General features: G+C 72.9%; 16 protein-coding genes. 4 read left to right on the top strand and 12 right to left on the bottom strand.

The annotated features are described in order from the left end of the window. The first annotated feature begins 98 nt into the window (after positions 1-98). Positions 99-1385, top strand: coding sequence for an MFS transporter (locus FLP10_RS09765; RefSeq protein WP_149160684.1), 1287 nt, complete (start codon positions 99-101; stop codon positions 1383-1385). A 160-nt stretch (positions 1386-1545) separates the two neighbouring features. On the opposite strand, the gene FLP10_RS09760 is transcribed toward FLP10_RS09765, so the two are convergent. Then, positions 1546-3777, bottom strand: a complete 2232-nt coding sequence (locus FLP10_RS09760; protein ID WP_149162198.1) for an ATP-dependent Clp protease ATP-binding subunit — start codon at positions 3775-3777, stop codon at positions 1546-1548. Positions 3778-3986: 209 nt separating this feature from the next. Between FLP10_RS09760 and FLP10_RS09755 the strand changes: the two genes are divergently transcribed. Continuing rightward, a complete protein-coding gene (locus tag FLP10_RS09755) occupies positions 3987-5015 on the top strand; it encodes an LLM class flavin-dependent oxidoreductase (RefSeq protein ID WP_149160683.1) in 1029 nt (342 codons plus the stop codon). A gap of 36 nt (positions 5016-5051) precedes the next feature. Here FLP10_RS09755 and FLP10_RS09750 read toward each other — a convergent pair whose 3' ends face one another. The 7 genes from FLP10_RS09750 to FLP10_RS09720 form a co-directional block, all read right to left on the bottom strand. Beyond that, complete coding sequence (locus FLP10_RS09750; RefSeq protein ID WP_149160682.1) at positions 5052-5570, bottom strand: GNAT family N-acetyltransferase; 519 nt, start codon at positions 5568-5570, stop codon at positions 5052-5054. A 25-nt stretch (positions 5571-5595) separates the two neighbouring features. After that, positions 5596-6825 carry an enterochelin esterase domain-containing protein gene (locus FLP10_RS09745; RefSeq protein ID WP_149160681.1) on the bottom strand — a complete coding sequence of 410 codons (1230 nt, stop codon included), beginning with the start codon at positions 6823-6825 and terminating at the stop codon, positions 5596-5598. 14 nt (positions 6826-6839) lie between these two features. Beyond that, on the bottom strand, positions 6840-7667 hold the full coding sequence (locus tag FLP10_RS09740) for an ABC transporter ATP-binding protein (protein WP_149160680.1): 828 nt from the start codon (positions 7665-7667) through the stop codon (positions 6840-6842). A gap of 39 nt (positions 7668-7706) precedes the next feature. Then, entirely contained in the window at positions 7707-8723 is a 1017-nt protein-coding gene (locus FLP10_RS09735) for a FecCD family ABC transporter permease (RefSeq protein ID WP_168209158.1), read from the bottom strand. 185 nt (positions 8724-8908) lie between these two features. Further along, a complete protein-coding gene (locus FLP10_RS09730) occupies positions 8909-10036 on the bottom strand; it encodes a FecCD family ABC transporter permease (RefSeq protein WP_210418371.1) in 1128 nt (375 codons plus the stop codon). Continuing rightward, complete coding sequence (fepB, locus tag FLP10_RS09725; RefSeq protein ID WP_149160678.1) at positions 10033-11025, bottom strand: Fe2+-enterobactin ABC transporter substrate-binding protein; 993 nt, start codon at positions 11023-11025, stop codon at positions 10033-10035. Before fepB ends, FLP10_RS09730 begins: the two co-directional genes overlap by 4 nt. A 139-nt stretch (positions 11026-11164) precedes the next feature. Continuing rightward, positions 11165-12034: a siderophore-interacting protein gene (locus FLP10_RS09720; RefSeq protein WP_168209157.1), complete on the bottom strand. Its 870-nt coding sequence runs from the start codon at positions 12032-12034 to the stop codon at positions 11165-11167. Between the two features lie 89 nt (positions 12035-12123). On the opposite strand from FLP10_RS09720, the gene FLP10_RS09715 reads away from it, so the two are divergent. After that, a complete protein-coding gene (locus tag FLP10_RS09715) occupies positions 12124-12918 on the top strand; it encodes a helix-turn-helix domain-containing protein (protein ID WP_149160676.1) in 795 nt (264 codons plus the stop codon). 16 nt (positions 12919-12934) lie between these two features. Here FLP10_RS09715 and FLP10_RS09710 read toward each other — a convergent pair whose 3' ends face one another. Beyond that, positions 12935-13732: a tyrosine-protein phosphatase gene (locus tag FLP10_RS09710; protein WP_149160675.1), complete on the bottom strand. Its 798-nt coding sequence runs from the start codon at positions 13730-13732 to the stop codon at positions 12935-12937. Positions 13733-13844: 112 nt separating this feature from the next. On the opposite strand from FLP10_RS09710, the gene FLP10_RS09705 reads away from it, so the two are divergent. After that, on the top strand, positions 13845-14285 hold the full coding sequence (locus FLP10_RS09705; protein ID WP_149160674.1) for a nitroreductase family deazaflavin-dependent oxidoreductase: 441 nt from the start codon (positions 13845-13847) through the stop codon (positions 14283-14285). A gap of 142 nt (positions 14286-14427) precedes the next feature. Here FLP10_RS09705 and FLP10_RS17700 read toward each other — a convergent pair whose 3' ends face one another. The 3 genes from FLP10_RS17700 to FLP10_RS09680 all read right to left on the bottom strand — a co-directional run bounded on the left by FLP10_RS17700 (position 14428) and on the right by FLP10_RS09680 (position 17785). Further along, positions 14428-15759, bottom strand: a complete 1332-nt coding sequence (locus tag FLP10_RS17700; RefSeq protein WP_168209156.1) for an FAD-dependent oxidoreductase — start codon at positions 15757-15759, stop codon at positions 14428-14430. 140 nt (positions 15760-15899) lie between these two features. Continuing rightward, the gene (locus FLP10_RS09685) at positions 15900-16622 is read right to left on the bottom strand and encodes a methyltransferase domain-containing protein (RefSeq protein WP_246149981.1); all 723 of its coding nucleotides are present in this window, start codon (positions 16620-16622) and stop codon (positions 15900-15902) included. Positions 16623-16633: 11 nt separating this feature from the next. After that, a complete protein-coding gene (locus tag FLP10_RS09680) occupies positions 16634-17785 on the bottom strand; it encodes a type III polyketide synthase (RefSeq protein ID WP_149160673.1) in 1152 nt (383 codons plus the stop codon). Between the last annotated feature and the right edge of the window lie 29 nt (positions 17786-17814).

Raw genomic sequence — 17814 nt, 5'->3', positions numbered from 1 at the left:
CGAGGGAAGCGGCGCGCGCGGCGCTCGCGCCGCGCGCGTCCGCCGACTCGGCGAGCGCGACCGGCCGCGGTCACCCCCTGTCGGGGGGTTCGGGCAGAATGTCCCGAGTGATCAGCGCGCGCTCCTTCTGGCAGTCCCTTCCCACCGAGGGGCGCTGGCTGCTGTCGACGGTCGCGTTCCAGACCCTCGGCCGCGGGCTCACCCTGCCGTTCACGATCATCTACCTGCACGAGGTGCGCGGGTTCAGCCTCGGCATGTCGGGGTTCCTGATGAGCCTGATCGCGATCGTCGCGCTGGTCATCGCGGGGCCCGGCGGCACCCTCATCGACCGGTACGGTGCACGTGTCGTGCTGTTGGTCGGGCTCGCCGCGATGATCGTCGGGTGCACGATCCTCGCCTACGCGACGCATCCGTTCGTCGCCGGCGTCGCACTCGTGCTCATCGGCGTGAACTTCGGCGTCTCGTGGATCGGCTTCAACGCCCTCATCGCGACCATCGTTCACGGCGAGGTGCGCCAGCAGTACTTCGGCGTGAACTTCGCGCTCATCAACCTCGGCATCGGCGTGGGCGGCATCATCGGCGGGTTCTTCGTCGACGTCACGCGACCCGAGACCTTCACGATCATCTTCCTGGTGGATGCCGCGACGAGCCTCATCCCGATGGCGCTGCTGCTCGGGCCGCTGCGCAAGGTGCGCACGCAGGGCGAGCCCGACCCCGCGGCACCCGACGCGCCCGCAGAGGGGTACCGGCAGATCCTGCGCCGCCCCGAGGTGCTCTGGGTCAGCCTGCTCACGTTCGTCGCGATGTTCATCGGCTACGGGCAGATGGAGGGCGGGTTCCCGGCGTTCGCGCGGCAGGTTTCGGGCGTGTCGACGCAGGTCATCGGCTTCTCGTTCGCCGTGAACACCGCCGTCATCGTGCTGCTGCAGTTCACCGTGCTGAAGTTCATCAGCGGCCGGCGTCGCACCCGCGTGATGCAGGTCATGGCGCTGGTGTGGGCGGCCTCGTGGCTCATCCTCGGAGCGACGGGCCTGTTGCCCGACACGCTCGCTGCGGCGATCGGCGTGCTCGCGTTCATGGGCGTGTTCGCGTTCGGCGAGACCATGCTGCAACCGACCGTGCCGGCGGTCTACAACGACCTCGCGAGCGACCGCAGCCGCGGGCGCTACAACGCGATCAACTCGGCGGCGTTCCAGGGCGGCGCCATCACCGGGCCGATCGCGGCGGGCCTACTGCTCGACCACGGCCTGCAAGCGGGGTACATCGCGACGATGGTGATCGGATGCTTCGCCATCGCGGTGCTCGCCATCGCCCTCGAGCGACGCATCACCCCCGCAGTGAACGGCGTGCGCGAGCCCGAGCCGGCGGCGAAGCCCGCCGAGTAGGTGCGGCACGGTCCGGCACGGTCCGGCACCGGGAGCGCACCCGCGCCGCCCATCGTTTGGACGCGATTCGGCGCCCACCCGGGCGCACCCCCGCCGAATCGCGTCCAAACGATACCTGCGTCGGCGCCGGGCGGGCGGGCGCGCGGGACCGGGCGCGGGCCTACTCCACGATCTCGGCGTCGATCACGTCGTCATCCGGGGCATCCGACGCCTCCGAGGCATCCGGACGAGCGACCGGCTCACCGCGCGTGACCGTGAGCGAGCCGCCGTCGGGCGCGAGCCCGACCACGACCGCGTCGCCGTCGTGGATCTCACCCGACAGCAGCGCCCGTGCCAACCGGTCGTCGATCTCCTTCTGCATGAGCCGGCGCAGCGGGCGCGCACCGTACAGCGGGTCGTAGCCGCGCTCGGCGAGCCAGGCGCGCGCATCGGGCGTGACCCCGAGCTCGAGCCGGCGCTCGTGCAGCCGCACGCCGAGCCGATCGATGTAGAGGTTCACGATCTCGGCGAGCTCCTGCTCGCTCAGCGCGCTGAACACGACGATGTCGTCGAGCCGGTTCACGAACTCGGGCTTGAACGACTGCCGCACGGCGGCCTGCACCGCGGCCTCCTTCTCGTCCCAGCTCAGCGTCGGGTCGATGAGGTACTGCGACCCGAGGTTCGACGTGAGGATGAGGATCGTGTTGCGGAAGTCCACGGTGCGCCCCTGCCCGTCGGTGAGTCGGCCGTCGTCGAGCACCTGCAGCAGCACGTCGAACACCTCGGGGTGCGCCTTCTCGACCTCGTCGAACAGGATCACGCTGTAGGGCCGGCGCCGCACCGCCTCGGTGAGCTGGCCGCCCTGGTCGTACCCGACGTACCCGGGGGGCGCGCCGACGAGCCGCGAGACCGAGAACTTCTCGCCGTACTCGCTCATGTCGATGCGCACCATCGCGTGCTCGTCGTCGAACAGGAACTCGGCGAGTGCCTTCGCCAGCTCGGTCTTGCCGACGCCGGTCGGGCCGAGGAACAGGAACGACCCGGTCGGACGATTGGGGTCGCTGAGCCCGGCCCGCGAGCGGCGCACGGCATCGGCGACGGATGCCACGGCCGCCTTCTGCCCGATGAGCCGCTTGCCGAGCTCGGTCTCGAGGTGCAGCAGCTTCTCCATCTCGCCCTGCAGCAGGCGCCCGACGGGGATGCCGGTCCACGCCGAGATGACCGCGGCGATGTCCTCCTCGGTCACCTGCTCGTTGACCATGCGGGGTTCGCCGCCGGCGTTGCCGGAGGCATCCGCCTGCTCCGCCTCGGTGATGTCGCGCCCGAGCTGGGCGATCGTCTCGTACTCGAGCTTCGACGCCCGCGCGTAGTCGCCGGCGCGCAGCGCGAGGTCGCGCTGCGTGATCGCCTCGTCGAGCCGCTTCTTCAGCTCGCCGACCCGGTTGAGGCCCTGCTTCTCTCGAGCCCATCGCTCTTCGAGGCTCGCGAGCTCCCGCTCTTTGCCGACGAGGGTCTCGCGCAGCTTCGCGAGCCGCTCTTTCGACGCGTCATCCTTCTCTTTCTTCAGGGCGAGCTCTTCGAGCTTCATGCGGTCGACCTCGCGCTTGAGCTGGTCGATCTCGACTGGGCTCGAGTCGATCTCCATCTTGAGGCGGCTCATGGCTTCGTCGACGAGGTCGATGGCCTTGTCGGGCAGCTGGCGGGCCGAGATGTAGCGGTTCGAGAGGGAGGCCGCGGCGACCAGCGCGGCGTCGGTGATCGTGACGCCGTGGTGCGCCTCGTACCGGCCGCGCAGGCCGCGGAGGATCGCGATGGTGTCTTCCACGCTGGGCTCGCCGACATACACCTGCTGGAACCGGCGCTCGAGCGCCGCGTCCTTCTCGATGTACTCGCGGTACTCGTTGAGCGTGGTCGCGCCGATGAGGTGCAGCTCGCCTCGGGCGAGCATCGGCTTCAACATGTTGGATGCCGCGACCGACCCCTCGCCGCCGCCGGCGCCCATCAGCAGGTGCAGTTCGTCGACGAACGTGATGATCTCGCCCTCGGCCTCGTCGATCTCTTTGAGCACGCTCTTCAGCCGCTCTTCGAACTGACCGCGGTACATGGCGCCTGCCACGAGTGCCGAGATGTCGAGCGAGACGAGCCGCTTGTTCTTCAGGCTCTCGGCGACGTCGCCCGCGACGATGCGCTGCGCGAGCCCCTCGACGACCGCGGTCTTGCCGACGCCGGGCTCGCCGATGAGCACGGGGTTGTTCTTGGTGCGCCGGGTGAGCACCTGGCTGACGCGGCGGATCTCGGAGTCGCGGCCGATCACCGGGTCGAGTTTGCCGGCCTTCGCGAGCGCGGTGAGGTCGACGCCGAACTGTTCGAGCGCCGACTTCTGCTCGTCCTGCGAGCTCGGCGCGCCCTGCATGTTGGCCACAGGCGGTTTCCCTTCTCTTCAAACTTGAGTCTACTCAACTCAACTTTGCGATCCAGGGTGAGTATTCCCCCACTTGCTCACGCTAGACGGATGCCTCGCGGCTGTCACCTGTCGGACGCGCCCGGAATCCCAGCCGCCGGTCCGGCTGGCAGCACGCCACCCGCCGGAATAGCCCCCGGCACCCCCGCGTTGCCCCCGACGTGCGACGCTTCGGAACCCTCTCGTTCGGCCACTACGGCCCCATCGGCGCCGGGCGCCGGCTCTCGGCGGCCGACTCGATGCTGCAGGCGATCGACCTCGCACAGGGCATGGACGACCTCGGCGTGAACGGCGTGTACTTCCGCGTGCACCACTTCGCTCGGCAGCAATCGTCGCCGATGCCGCTGCTCGCCGCGATCGCCGCACGCACCGAGCGCATCGAGGTCGGCACGGGCGTCATCGACATGCGGTACGAGAACCCGCTGCACCTCGCCGAGGAGGCCGCCGCGGTCGACCTCATCTCGGGCGGACGGCTCGCGCTGGGCGTCAGCCGCGGGTCACCCGAGAGCGTCGTCCGCGGATACGAGGCGTTCGGCTACACGGGCTCCCAAGACCCGCGCGGCGCCGACATCGCCCGAGACCACTTCGCGAGGTTCCTGCAGGCGATCGAGGGCGAAGGGCTCGCCGAGCGGGATACCGCGTCGCCGTTCGGCGGCGGCACGGGCATGCAGCGCATCGAGCCCTACTCCGAAGGGCTGCGCTCGCGGGTGTGGTGGGGCGCCGGCAACCGCGACTCCGCCGAGTGGGCGGGCCGGGTCGGCGTTAATCTCATGTCCTCGACGCTGCTCACCGAAGATCGCGGCATCCCGTTCGACGAACTGCAGGCGCAGCAGATCGAGGCGTTCCGCGCGGCGTGGCGCGAAGCGGGGCATCCGGGCGATCCCCGCGTGTCGGTGAGCCGTTCGATCTTCCCGATCACGACGGCTGAAGACGAACTGTACTTCGGCGGCCGCCAGGACGGCGACGGGGTCGGCGTGATCGACGGCATCCGCTCGACGTTCGGCAAGACCTATGCGGGCACGCCCGACCGGCTGGTCGACCAGTTGCAGCGGGATGCCGCGATCCAGTCGGCCGATACGCTCATGCTCACCATCCCGAGCCAGCTCGGTGTCGAGTTCAACCTGCGACTCGTCACCGCGTTCGCCGAGCACGTCGCACCGAGCCTCGGCTGGGAGTCGACGCGCGCCTGAGCGACGCCGCGCGCGGGCTGCCCCCGCGCGCGTGGTTCACCCCCGCGGCACCGCGTACTTGAATCCGCGGTGCGAGCCGGCGAAGCCGAGGCGCTCGTAGAAGCGGTGCGCATCGACACGTCGGTCGTCGCTGGTGAGCTGCACGAGCGCGACGCCCAGGCGCGGCGCCGCGACCTCCGTCACCCATCGCATCATCGCGCCGCCGATGCCCGCCGAGCGCAGGTCGCTGCGCACCCGCACCGCTTCGACGTGCAGGCGCGTGGCCCCGCCGCGGGACATCCCCGGGATGACCGTGAGCTGCATCGTGCCCACGACGCCGTCCACGGGATGGTCGGCGACCACGATCGTGTTCGCCGGGTCGCCGATGACCGACTCGAGGGCGCGCAGCGAGGCCGCACGGTCCACGGTGTCGGCGCCGTGCCCGCGCGCGACCGTGAGGTCGTCGTCGGTGAGCAGCCGGATGATCGCGTCGACGTCGTCGGGTCGCGCGGTGCGCAACACGGCTTCGGGAATGGCGGGAGACAAGGGGGCGGGCAGGTCGAGGGCGTTCAGCACGCATCCAGTCTGCACGGCGACGGATTCAGCGCGCGGCGAGCTCGTCAAGGGCGTCGAACAGGCCGGTGCACCACCAGGCGTAGTCGTGGCCGCCCGTGTACGCGCGCAGTGTCACGTCGCCGCCGGCCGCGCGGGCGGCATCGGCGAAGCTGCGCGCGAGGTCGAGCATGCCGGCCTCCTCGGTTCCGGCCTGCACCGCGAACCGCCCCGAGACGGATGCCTCGGCGAGCCGCCGCACGAGGTCGCCGACCTGTCCGGCGGGCACCCGCGACTCCTCGTCGGCCCGGAAGTGGAACGACCCCGACTGCACGATCGCCGTCGCCGCGAGGTCGGGACGCAGGGCCGCCACGGATGCCGCGGCGAGCCCGCCGTAGCTCTGCCCGGCGACGACCACCCGCGACGGGTCGGGGAGTCCGCCGATCAGCGCGGCGACGGCGGGCAGCACCTCGGTCTCGAGGTGTGCGATGACGCGCTCCGGATGCGGCAGCAGCGCCGCGCGCCGGGCGAGGTCTCCCGACGGCACGAGCACCACCGTCGCGGGCGGAGCGAGGTGCCGCGCGAGCGCCTCGCGCACACCGGCCCCGGCCCAGTGCTCGCCGTCGAAGAGCAGCAGCACCCGCCCATCGGCGGCGCCGGCCGGGCGCAGCACGGTGAGCGAGGTATCTCCGTCGATCGGCACGACCTCGGCGCGCACCTCGCGCGGCTCCCGCGGGGTGCGCGCCTCCCACGCCGGATGCACCCGCGCACCCGGCATGACCAGCACCGACGACCGGGTGCCGAGCGGGTTCGGCAGTTCGCGCGGGTTGCGGGGGTCGGGACATCCCAGCCGGTGGATGCTCCGCCAGCCCGCATGCGTCAGGCCCGCGTCGCGGGGCAGGTGCGGCGCGCTCGCGAACCGGTAGCTGGCCACCAGGTCGTCGGGCAGCAGGTAGGCGATGACGCCGAGCGGGGCGTCGGAGCCGGCCGCACCGGGAACCCGCTCGAGCAGCGCCGGGCCGAGGTCGTGGCGGTGCCCGTCGGTGATGCCGTTCAGGTGGATCATGCCCTCGTGCCCAGCCGGCAGGTCGGCGACGAACGTGACCTCGCGGAGCATCCGCCCGTCGTCGCCCACGACCGACCGACCGAACGCCGGCCAGGTCGGCGACACCGCCTCGGGCGGCTCCCCGGCGAGCAGGCGCGCCCGAGCCTCGGAATCGGCCCGCGGGGGCGCCGGCCGGGTCGGTCGGCGTGCGCCCGTGGCATCCGGTCTGCCCATCGTCGCCGCCCCGCTCACGCGACTGCCGCCCGCCCGGGCAGCGGCACGACCAGCGGGGTGCCCGTCAGTGGATCGGGCACGACCTGCGCGCGCAACCCGAAGACCTCCTCCACGAGCTCGGCCGTCACGAGCTCGCCGGGCGGGCCCTCGGCGACGACGCGTCCGTCGCGCATCGCGATGAGGTGGGTCGCATACCGGCACGCCTGGTCGACGTCGTGCAGCACGGCGACGACCGTCTTGCCGGCGGCGTGCAGGTCGCGGCAGAGCTCGAGCACCTCGATCTGATGGGTGAGGTCGAGGAACGTCGTGGGCTCGTCGAGCAGCACGAGATCGGTCGACTGGGCGAGCACCATCGCGAGCAGCACGCGCTGACGCTGCCCGCCCGAGAGCTCGTCGACGAGCCGGTCGGCCAGGTCGTCGACGCCCGTCGCCGCCATCGCGTGCGCCACCGCTTGTTCGTCGTCGGTCGACCACTGCCGTAGCATCCGCTGATGCGGGAACCGCCCGCGCGCGATGAGGTCGGCCACCGAAATGCCGTCGGGCGGCACGACCGACTGCGGCAGCAGCGCGAGCGCGCGGGCGAACTCCTTCGGGCGGTACGCGTCGACGTCGCGCCCGTCGAGCGTCACCGCGCCGGCCGACGGCCGGAGCTGACGGGCGAGCGCGCGCAGCACAGTCGACTTGCCGCACGCGTTCGGCCCGATAATGACGGTGAAGCCGCCGTCGGGAATGCGCACGGCAAGGTCGTGCACGACGTCGCATCCGTCGTAGGCCAGGCGCAACGAGGATGCCTCGAGGCGCGCCTCGTGCGCATCGCGGGGGTGTGCGGATGTCTCGTGCACGGTGTGTCCTCCGGGTCGGCGTTCGTTCCGAGGTCTGGGTCAGCGGCCGCGCGAGAGCAGCCAGAGCAGGTACACGCCGCCGAGCATCGCGGTCACGATGCCGACGGGTGCGGCGAGGGCGAGCGGCAGGTGCTGCGACACGAGGTCGGATGCCACGAGCAGCACGGCGCCCATCGCGGCCGAACCGACGATCGACAGCGTGCCCGACCGGCCGACGCGCATCACGAGCTGCGGTGCGGCGAGCGCGACGAACGAGATCGGGCCGGCCGTGGCGGTGGCGAACGCGGCGAGCACCACCGCGATCGCGATCGACGTGACGCGCAGCGACCCGAGCGGCACGCCGATCTGGCGCGCGGCGTCGTCGCCGAGGTCGAGCATCACGAGCCGGCTGCGCAGCACCACGAGGATCGGCAGGAGCACGACGACGGCGACCAGCGTGGGCAGCACCTCCTCCCACCCGCGCGCGTTCAGCGTGCCGACGAGCCACTGCTGCGCGCCGACCGCCTCGTCGCGCTGGCTGCGGGTGAGGAGCAGATCATTGACCGCGCCGAGGAACGCCCCGGCGCCGATGCCGACGAGCACCAGCCGGTACCCGGCGCCCGACCCGTGCCGCAGGGTGAGCGCACCGACCACGAGAGCGACGACGAGGCCGGCCACGACGGCCGATGCGGCCACGATCCGCGCCGGGGCGTCGAACACGATGATCGCGACGATCGCGCCCGTCGCCGACCCCGAGACGAATCCGATGATGTCGGGCGAGCCGAGCGGGTTGCGCGACACCGCCTGGAACACCGCGCCGCTCACGCCGAGCGCGGCGCCGACGACGACGCCGGCGACGAGGCGGGGCATCCGGATGCCCTCGATCACGCGAACCGCCGGGCCCTCGCCCTGACCGATCAGCGCGGCCCAGATGTCGGCCGGGGCGAGCGGCATCGACCCGGTCGTGAGCACGCCGACGCCGAGCGGCAGGAGCAGCACGATGAGCACCCCGGCGACGATCGCCGGGCGCAGGTGCCACCGCAGCGAGACGCGCTCGCCGCGGCTGCGCCAAACCACCGCCCCGCCCGAGTGCCGGGGCTCCGCCCCTCCCCCTTGCCCGGCCTCGACCCCGCCCCCCTTCAGCGAATCAGGAAGAACGTGCGCGGTGTCGGCGTGTCGGGCAGGCCCGACCGGCGTGTCGCGTCGGAATTCCTGATCCGCGAGATCGGCGGGCGTGGAGTGCGCGGGGATCGGGTGCGCCATCAGAGCCTCATCAGTCGGCGTCGGCGAGCGAGCAGGATGAAGATCGGCGCACCGATCAGCGCCGTCACGATCGAGGTCTCGACCTCGGCGCCGGGCAGGATGAGCCGCCCGATGATGTCGGATCCGAGCACCAGCGCCGCGGCGGCGACGACCGACAGCGGCAGGATCCACCGGTAGTCGGGGCCGACGAGCAGCCGCACGCCCAGCGGCGCCGCGAGCCCGACGAAGACGATCGGCCCGGCGATGGCGGTGGCGCCTCCGGCGAGCAGCACGATGATCACCGCGCCCGCCGACAGCACGCGCCGGGGGTCGGCGCCAAGCGAACGCCCGAGCTCGCGGCCCAGCGCGATGGCGTTGAACGACGGCCCGAGCAGGCAGGCGACGAGCAGCGTCGGCACGATCACGAGGGTCGCGGGCAGCACCAGCTCGGGGCCGCGCCCCTGCACCGAACCGACCGCCCAGTGCCGGAACGTGTCGAACACCGTGGGGAAGTTCAACAGCAGCGCGTTGGTGTACGCACCGAGCACGACCGACAGGGCGGCGCCGGCGAGGGTGAGCCGGATCGGGTCGGCACCGGTGCGGAACATCCCGCCGAGTGCGGCGACCAGCACCGACGCCACCGCGGCGCCCGCGAACGCGAAGGCGAGCGTGCCGAACACTCCCCCCGGCATCCCGCCGAATGCGGCACCCGAGACGGCGATGCCGGTGGCGGCGGCCGCGGCGGCGCCCGCGTTCACGCCGAGGATGCCGGGTTCGGCGAGCGGGTTCCGCGTGAGCGCCTGCATGACCGCACCCGCCACCCCGAGCGCGGCGCCGACGAGCGCGGCGAGCGCGGTGCGGGGCAGCCGGAGTTCAGCCACCACGAGGTGGCGGTCGTCGGTCGGGTCGAAGTCGACGACGGCGGCCCACACTACGGCGGGGTCGATCCCGCGCGTCCCGACCAGCACGCTCACGACGGCGAGCACCGCGAGCAGCACCAGCCCGATCACGAGCGCGACCACGGGCCGCCGCCGCGGCCCGCGCACACCGCGCAGGCCACCCAGCCCACCCAGCCCGCGCACCCCGCGCAGGCCGCCCCGCCGGCGCACGGCCGACGGGGCGATCACTGCGGGCGGGGCGAGGTTCACGCGAACTCGGACTCCACGATGTCGACGATCTGCGACGCGCTGTAGTAGTCGATGCGGAACGAGGTCGGCCCGAGCGACACCACCGATCCGGAGGCGATGGCCGGCGCGGTCGCGAGCACCGCGGTGGCGAGAAGGTCTTCGGCGGTCTCGTCGCCGCCGCTCACCAGGAACACAGTGTCGCCGGTCAGCGCGGTCGTCACGTTCTCGATCGAGAGGAACGCGAAGTCGTTGCGCGGCTGCTCGCTCGTGTCGAACTCGTCGGGTGCCCCCTCGACGACGAAGCCGAGCGACTCGAGCAGCTCGGTGTGCGCACTGCCCGGCTTCGCGAACGCGGTCGGGTTCTCGGTGCCGTTCCACACGATCGCGTTCGCGGTGCCGTCGGGCACGGTGATCGCGTCGGCGACCTCGGCGACGTGCGCGTCGAACGACGCGACGACGTCGGCGGCCTCGTCCTCGTGCCCGGTCGCCTCGCCGAGCACGGCGGCGAGCTGCTGCCAGGTGTTCGCACCGTAGTCGAGCACGATGGTGGGCGCGATCGCCGACAGCGCCTCGAGCTCGTCGGCGGTCGAGTCGGCACCGCTCGACGACACCACGATCAGATCGGGGTCGGCGGCGATGACGGCCTCCTCGTCGAACTCGAGGTTCGGGTACAGCGATTCGACGCCGCGCTCCACGGCGACGTCGGCCCACTGGCTGAAGAACCCGTTCTCGTCGGTGATCGCGCTCGGCGTGGTGGTGGCGGTCGCCACGATCGGCGCGTCGATCGCGAGCAGCGTGCCGGCGAGGGTGAGCGAGGTCGACACGATGCGCTCGGGCGCCGCGGGGATCTCGGTGACCCCGCCCACGTGCTCGATCGTGCGGGGCCAGGCACCGTCGTCGGCCGCGGTGTTCGGCGCCTCTTCGGCGGCGGAGGGCCCGGAGCATCCGGTCAGGAGGAGCGCGACGGCGGCGACTCCCGCGGCCGCGACGGACTTCCAGTGTGCAGGCATGTTCTGCTCTCTCTCGGTGGGTGGGTGCGACGGATGCCGCGGGGCGCGCTCGCCCGAGGCGCGCCCGTCGAGCGGGCGGCCGCGTGGGCGTGCGCTCGTCGGTGAGCTCGGTGGGCGCCGCGCGGGGGCGCGGCGCCGGTCAGTCCTCGTCGGGGAGGTGGTGGTCGAGCCCGGCGGTGCCGAGCTTCCAGTAGCCGTCGATGTCGGATGCTTCGCGGGGCACGCCGGCCGCGCGCAGCGCGCGCCGGAACGGCTTCAGCGACCCGGCTTCGCCCGCGGCCCAGACGAACGTGTCGTCGAGGTCGGCGATGAGGCCGGCGACCTCGGCCAGCACGTCGGCGCGGTTCGGGCCGATCGGATGCTCCAGCCAGTGCACGCGGGTCCGCGGGCGCACGGGCAGCGGGTATTCGCCCGCCTCGGCGGCGAGGGCGAACACCTCGACCTCGGCGGTCCACCCGGGTTCGTCGAGCCAGCGGCCGACGGCGGGCAGCGCGGTCTCGTCGGCGACGAGCACGTAGCGTGCGTAGTCGCGTGGGTAGAGGTGCGAGCCGCGTGGGCCAAGCACGCCGATCGGGTCGCCGACCTTCGCCGCGATCGCCCAACGCCCGGCGGGGCCGTGGTCGTGGCGCACGAAGTCGAGCACGAGCCCGTCGGCGCTGTACGCCCGCACGGTGTAGTCGCGCAGGATCGGGTCGGCGTCGCCCGGCATCGCGAGTCGGTCGTCGCGCACGCCGGGCAGCGGGATGCGCCCCGTCACCGGGTCGGGCAGCACGAGCTTGACGTGGTCGCCGGCGGCGAACGCGGGGAACGGGAACGCGTCGAGCTGGTCGCCGGCGAGCGTGATGCGCTGCATGCGCGGGCCGATGCGCTCGGTCGCGGCCACCTCGAGCAGGCGGGCGCGGAGCGGGTGCATGACGGTCTGGACGGCGCGGGACGCGACCGGAGCGTCGGTGCGGGCCGCGATCGGGGCGGCGGGGCGAGCGGCAGGGCGAGCAGCGAGATCGGTCATCGCAGAAAGCTTAGGTTTGCCTAACCTGACTCGCTGCCTACAATCGGACATGGCATGACGGTGAGCGGACGACTTCGACGGGTGGGCGCATGACGGCGACGATGAACGCCTCACTCGGCGCGGTGCGCCTGCGCGACCAGACGACGCACCGACATGACGTCGACGAGCTGACGTGGGTGGTCGACGGCTCGTGCACCGTCGAGGTCGACAGGCAGCGCTGGATCGTCGACACCCGCCAAGCCCTCGTCATCCCCGCGGGCGTCGAGCACACGGTGATCCCTCGGCCCGACTCGATCGTGTTCCCGCTGCTGTTCCCCGACGGTCTGTCGGGCCCGCATGACGCCGACGAAGAGCGACCGGATGTCGCATCCGCTCGCCTGATCGCCCGAACCCCCGCGCTCGAGCTGTGCGCACGCGCGCTGCTCCAGCCGGGACTCGCCGAGGCATCCGCCCTCGACGCCGCGCGCCGCGCCGCGCACGAACTGGTCGTCGCAGCCGAGGCATCCGACATGCCCGCGCTGCCCGCCGACAGCCGCGCCCGCACCGTCGCGCGCGCGATCCTCGAGCACCCTGCGACGCACGAATCGCTCGACGACTGGGCCGCGCGCGTGCACACCAGCGGCAAGACGCTGCAGCGCCACTTCGTGAAGGACACCGGCCTCAGCTTCCAGCACTGGCGCGTCAACGCGCGCCTCGCACTCGCGCGCCGGCGCATCGAGCACGGCGAGGGCGTGCTCACCGCAGCACGCGCCGTCGGCTACGCCAACGCGAGCGCGTTCATCGCGGCGTTCCGCCGACGCTACGGGGTGACGCCCGGCACGCTCGCGGTGCGAGCGCCCAGCCGGGGCACGAACGCCGCCCGCTCCCGCGCGCCGCTCGGCTGAGCGCGCGGCCCGGCACTCACTCCAGCAGCGCGTCGCGCAGGGCCTGCTGCACGGATGCCTCGAGCGCGAGCCCCTCGTCGAAGTAGCCCTGGATGTCGCCGAACCTGGTGTGCAGTTCGTCGAACGCCGTCTCGAGGTAGTCGCGCTCCACCCCGAGCACGGTCACGAGCAGCGCGCGATCGCCGCCGGCCGCCTCGAACTGCTGGAACACCGGCTCGAGCGCCGGCAGCAGCTGCTCGTTCGTGAGCAGATAGTCGCGGATGACGAGTTCCTCGGGCACGCCGAGGAAGCTGAGCAGCGCCGCAGCACCCCACCCGGTGCGATCCTTGCCGGTGGTGCAGTGGAACAGCGCCGGCCGGTTCGCCGGCTCGGCGAGCTCGGTGTAGAGCCGCCGATACGACGCGAGCGCGCTGGGCAGGCTGACGATCTGCCGGTACGCCTGGGCGAAGAGCGCCTGCGCCCGCCCGTCGCCGAGCAGTCGATCGGCCGAAGCCGGGTCGGAGACGATCTTCATGAGCTCGGCCGGCGCGGCCCCCGCCCCCGCGTCGGCGAGCACGTCGAGCGCCTCGTCGCGCACCCCGTCGGGCACCCGGTCGGGCGATGCCTCGCGCTCGACGGCCGTGCGCAGGTCGAAGATCGTGCGCACCCGCAGCTCGGCGAACCGGCGCAGATCGTCGGCGTCGACCCGTCCCAGCTCGGTCGACCGGTACACCTCGCCCAGCCGGATCCGCCGGCCGTCGGCGGTCGTCCACCCGCCCAGGTCGCGCAGGTTCGGCAACGTGGCGAGCGGAATCGCGGCGCCGGGCTCGGTCATGGTGCCCCCTCGGGTCGATCCGCGGCATCCGATGGGATGTCGCGAGGAATGCCCTCGGGGCATCCCTCGTTAATCTGCCGCAGAACCGACCGTCGAACCAGAGGGAGCACGCATGCCGCTGCAGGGGGAGTACGCACCGAGCACGTCGAGTTGGGCGCGCAAGCAGGCAGAGGAGTTCGAGGCGACCGGCGGCGCGAAGGCGAATACGCTGCAGGGCCGCCCGATCATCGTGCTCACCACGCTCGGCGTCCAGAGCGGCAAGCTGCGCAAGACCGCGCTCATGCGCGTCGAGCACGACGGCGAGTACGTGGTCGTGGGGTCCAAGGGCGGCGCCCCCGAGCACCCGAAGTGGGTGGCGAACCTGCGCGCCCACCCCCTCGCCGAGCTGCAGGACGGCGCCGAGAAGCACGACTACGCGGTGCGCGAGCTCGAACCCGGCCCCGAGCGCGCCCTCTGGTGGGCCCGTGCGAACGAGACCTGGCCCGACTACGCGGGCTACCAGGCGAAGACCGACCGGCTCATCCCGCTCTTCCTGCTGACCCGGGTCGACTGACCCCCGCCGCCGAGGCCCCGCCGGTCGTGCAGGGAGCGCAGCGACCGTATCGCGACCCCGCACGCGACCGGCCCGGCCGGCCATCTCACCGGGTCTCGAGACGCGTCCGACTTCGGCGGGCGCTCCTCGCCCAGCGGATGCCTCACAGCCAGCGCATCGTGAACGCGGCCGCCAGAAGCGACCGGAACGGCGGCACCGCGAGCACGCGCACCACCGCGTTTCGCCCGCGCAGTCGCGCACCGGCGGTCGGCGCGCCCATTCGCATGTTGAACCGTGCCTGGCGCACGGCGCGGGCCGCCGCCGAGCGCCGCACTCGGTCGTAGGCGACGAACGCGTCGAGCACCCCGCCCTCGGCGACCCCACCGGCCAGATCGCGAACGAGGTGCTGCGCGTCGAGCCATCCGAGGTTCATGCCCTGCCCGCCGATCGGGCTGACCTCGTGCGCCGCGTCGCCGACCAGGGCGACGCGTCCGTTCGCGAACCGGTCGGCGAGGTGCTGCCGCGCGGTGAACGCGCTCGGCTCGCTCGCCGAGGACGGATCGACGGATGCCCCGGCGCGCGCGTCGACGATGGTCGCGAGCGCCTCGGCGTCCAATGGAGTCGGCGCCCGCCGCACCCACGCCACCCAGCGCCGGCGCCCGCCCGGCAGCGGGAACGACTCGACCACCCCCGACGGCTCGAAGTGCAACAGCGCGGTGGTCGCGGCATCCGTGGTGTCGTCGCTGTCGCCCATGACGTACTCGGCCCGCCCGCGGCGCTCACGCCAGCCGATGCCCGCGACCTGCCGCACGGTGCTGCGCACCCCGTCGGCGCCGACCAGGTAGGTCGCCGCGATCACGCCCGCGCCGGTCCCGGCGCCCGTCCCGGCGCCCGTCCCCGTCCCCGCGCCCGTCCCGGCGCCCGTCCTCGCGCCCGTCCCCGACGTTGGAACCGTTCTTGCGTCATGGAACCCGTCCCGAACCCGGTTCGATGACGCGAATGCGGCTCCATCGGGGGCGGCGGGGGCGGGGGCGGCAGGGGCGGGGGCGGCGGGGGCAGGGGCGGGGGCGGCAGGGGCGGGGGCGGGAGGGAAGGCCGGGGCGACCGCGAGCTCCACGTGGGTGCCGCGATCGCGCCAGCCCGTGACGGCGACGCCGCGCCGCAGTGCGCCGGGTGCGAGCGACGCGAGGCGCGCCTCGAGCAGCGCCTCCGTCTCGTGCTGCGGCAGCGCCCGAACCGGTTCGCGGAACCGCATCCGCCCGAGCGTGCGGCCCTCGCAGGTCACGACGCCGTCGCGGATGGGCGTCGACCGCTCGCGCACGGCGGCGCCGACGCCGGCGGCGTCGAGCACTCGCAGCCCGGGCGGGTGGATGCCGATGGCCCGCGACGACCCCGACGGCTCGCTGCGACGCTCGAGCACCACGACGTCGAGCCCGCGCGCGGCGCCGAGGCACGCCAGCAGCAGTCCGACCGGCCCGCCCCCGACGATCGCCACGTCGTAGCGCTGATCGTCGCCCGACCGAGGCAGCTTTGTGCGACCGAGGCCGACCTGGGAAGACCTCGGTCGCGCAAATCGACCTCCGTCGGCGGGGCCGGCGGGAGCGCCGCCGCGTGGTGCGGGAGGCCGGCGGCCCCTCACGGCCACTCCTCGCGCACCATCTCGAGCCGCGACGGAAACGCCCGGCGCACGCGCCAGCCGTCGGGCAGCGCCGGAGCGAGCTCGGCCGCGGTGTGGCTGCGCCGGATCGACGTCAGCCCGTCGGCGCGAATGTACGAGTCGGCGAGCAGGTTGCCCGCGAACGGCCAGGTGCCGACGGCGAACGCCGCGTACCCGAGCCGCGACCGTTCGATGTCGCCGTGCACCGCCACCCCGCCGGCGGCCGTCAGCCGCTCGGAGTCGGCGAGCAACGCCCCGAACTCCCGGCCGCTCAGGTGGTGCAGCACATGATTCGACACCACGAACTCGAACCGCTCGTCGGCGTCGGCGAGCGCGCGGCTCGTCGTCGCGGCGAACCGCAACCCGAGCATCGCGGGCTGCGACGTGGCGAACGCCATCGCCCGCTCGTCGGGGTCGATCGCGAGCGCTTCGAGCCGCAGCCCGTCGGCCGCGGCCCAGCGCAGCAGGCGTCGCGGCAGGTCGCCGCCGCCGGTGCCGATGTCGAGCAGCCGCGAGGTCCATACGGGCGACAGGCGCGGCCGCACCCAGCGCCGGTAGACGTCGCGCGCACCCGACACGACGGCGTTCACCAGCGCGAAGCGGGCGTAGGTGCGCGTGAGCAGGCGCGGGTCGGCGTCGGACGCGTCCATCTGCTCGCGCGCGTCGGCGTCGCGCTCGGCGAGGAAGCGAGCGGATGCCACGGCGCGCGCCCTCAGCCCCGCACCGTGAGCAGTGCCGACTCGACGGTCAGGCCCGGCCCGAACGCCATCGCCGCGACCCGCTCGCCGTCGACCGCCGCGACCGGACCCACCCCGTCGAGGATGCCGCGCAGCACGAACAGCACGGTGGCGCTGGACATGTTGCCGAAGTCGCGCAGCGTCGACCGCGACGGCACCAACTGATCCTCGCGCAGCGCGAGCCGGGCCTCGACGCGGTCCAGGATGCTCCGCCCGCCGGGGTGGATCGCCCAGTGCGCGATCGATTCGCCCGAGGCATCCGCCTCCAACGCGCCCGAGAGCGAAGCGTCGCCCGCGAACAGCGGCTCGAGCGCGCCCGTGATGTGCTCGCCGATGATGTGCGGCACCTGCGGCGAGAGGCCGATGTCGAAGCCGTGGTCGCCGATCTTCCACGCCATATCGCCCTCGCCGACGGGCGTGATGCGGGTCGCGAACCTATCGAGGTCGAAGCCGCGCTCACCCGGTTCGAGCGGCCGCGCGGTCACGATGCCGGCTCCGGCGCCGTCGGCGAACAGCGAGGACGCGACGATCGTGTCGGGGTCGTTCGAGCTGCGCAGATGCAGCGTGCACAGTTCGACCGAGACGACGAGCACGACGGCCGAGGCATCCGCGTCGCAGACCTGGGCCGCGAGCCGCAGCGCCGGGATCGAGGCGTAGCATCCCATGAACCCGAGGTGGTAGCGCTGCACACCCGCCGGAAGCCCGAGATCGCGCGCCAGCACGTAGTCGGGGCCGGGCGCGTAGAAGCCGGTGCAGCTCACGGTGATCACATGCGTGACATCGGATGCCTCGATGCCGGGTGTGGCCGCGATCGCCGCCGCGCCCGCTTCGAGGGAGATGCGCGACGCCTCGTCGGTGTAGATGTCGTTGCGCACCTTGGTGCCGGGCAGCAGCAGGTCGCCCGTGGCCTGGTCGAAGAACACGGGTTCTTCGTCGCGCGGATCCCAGGTGAGTTCGTCGAGCACGGTGTGCCGGGTCTCGATGCCCGACTCGTTGAACGCGGTCGTGAGGATCCGCTGCGCGAGCCGATTCAGCCCGGGCTGCGCGGCGTAGACGTCGCGCACCTCCGACTGCACCAGCACGGTCGGCGGAACAACGGTGGACAGGCCTCGCAGCGTCGCGGTCATGACTCAGTGTAGGAAGCCGACCGGATGCC

Origin of the sequence: Agromyces intestinalis (assembly GCF_008365295.1) — a bacterium.
GTDB lineage: Bacteria > Actinomycetota > Actinomycetes > Actinomycetales > Microbacteriaceae > Agromyces > Agromyces intestinalis.
This window is presented reverse-complemented; position numbering and strand designations above follow the sequence as displayed.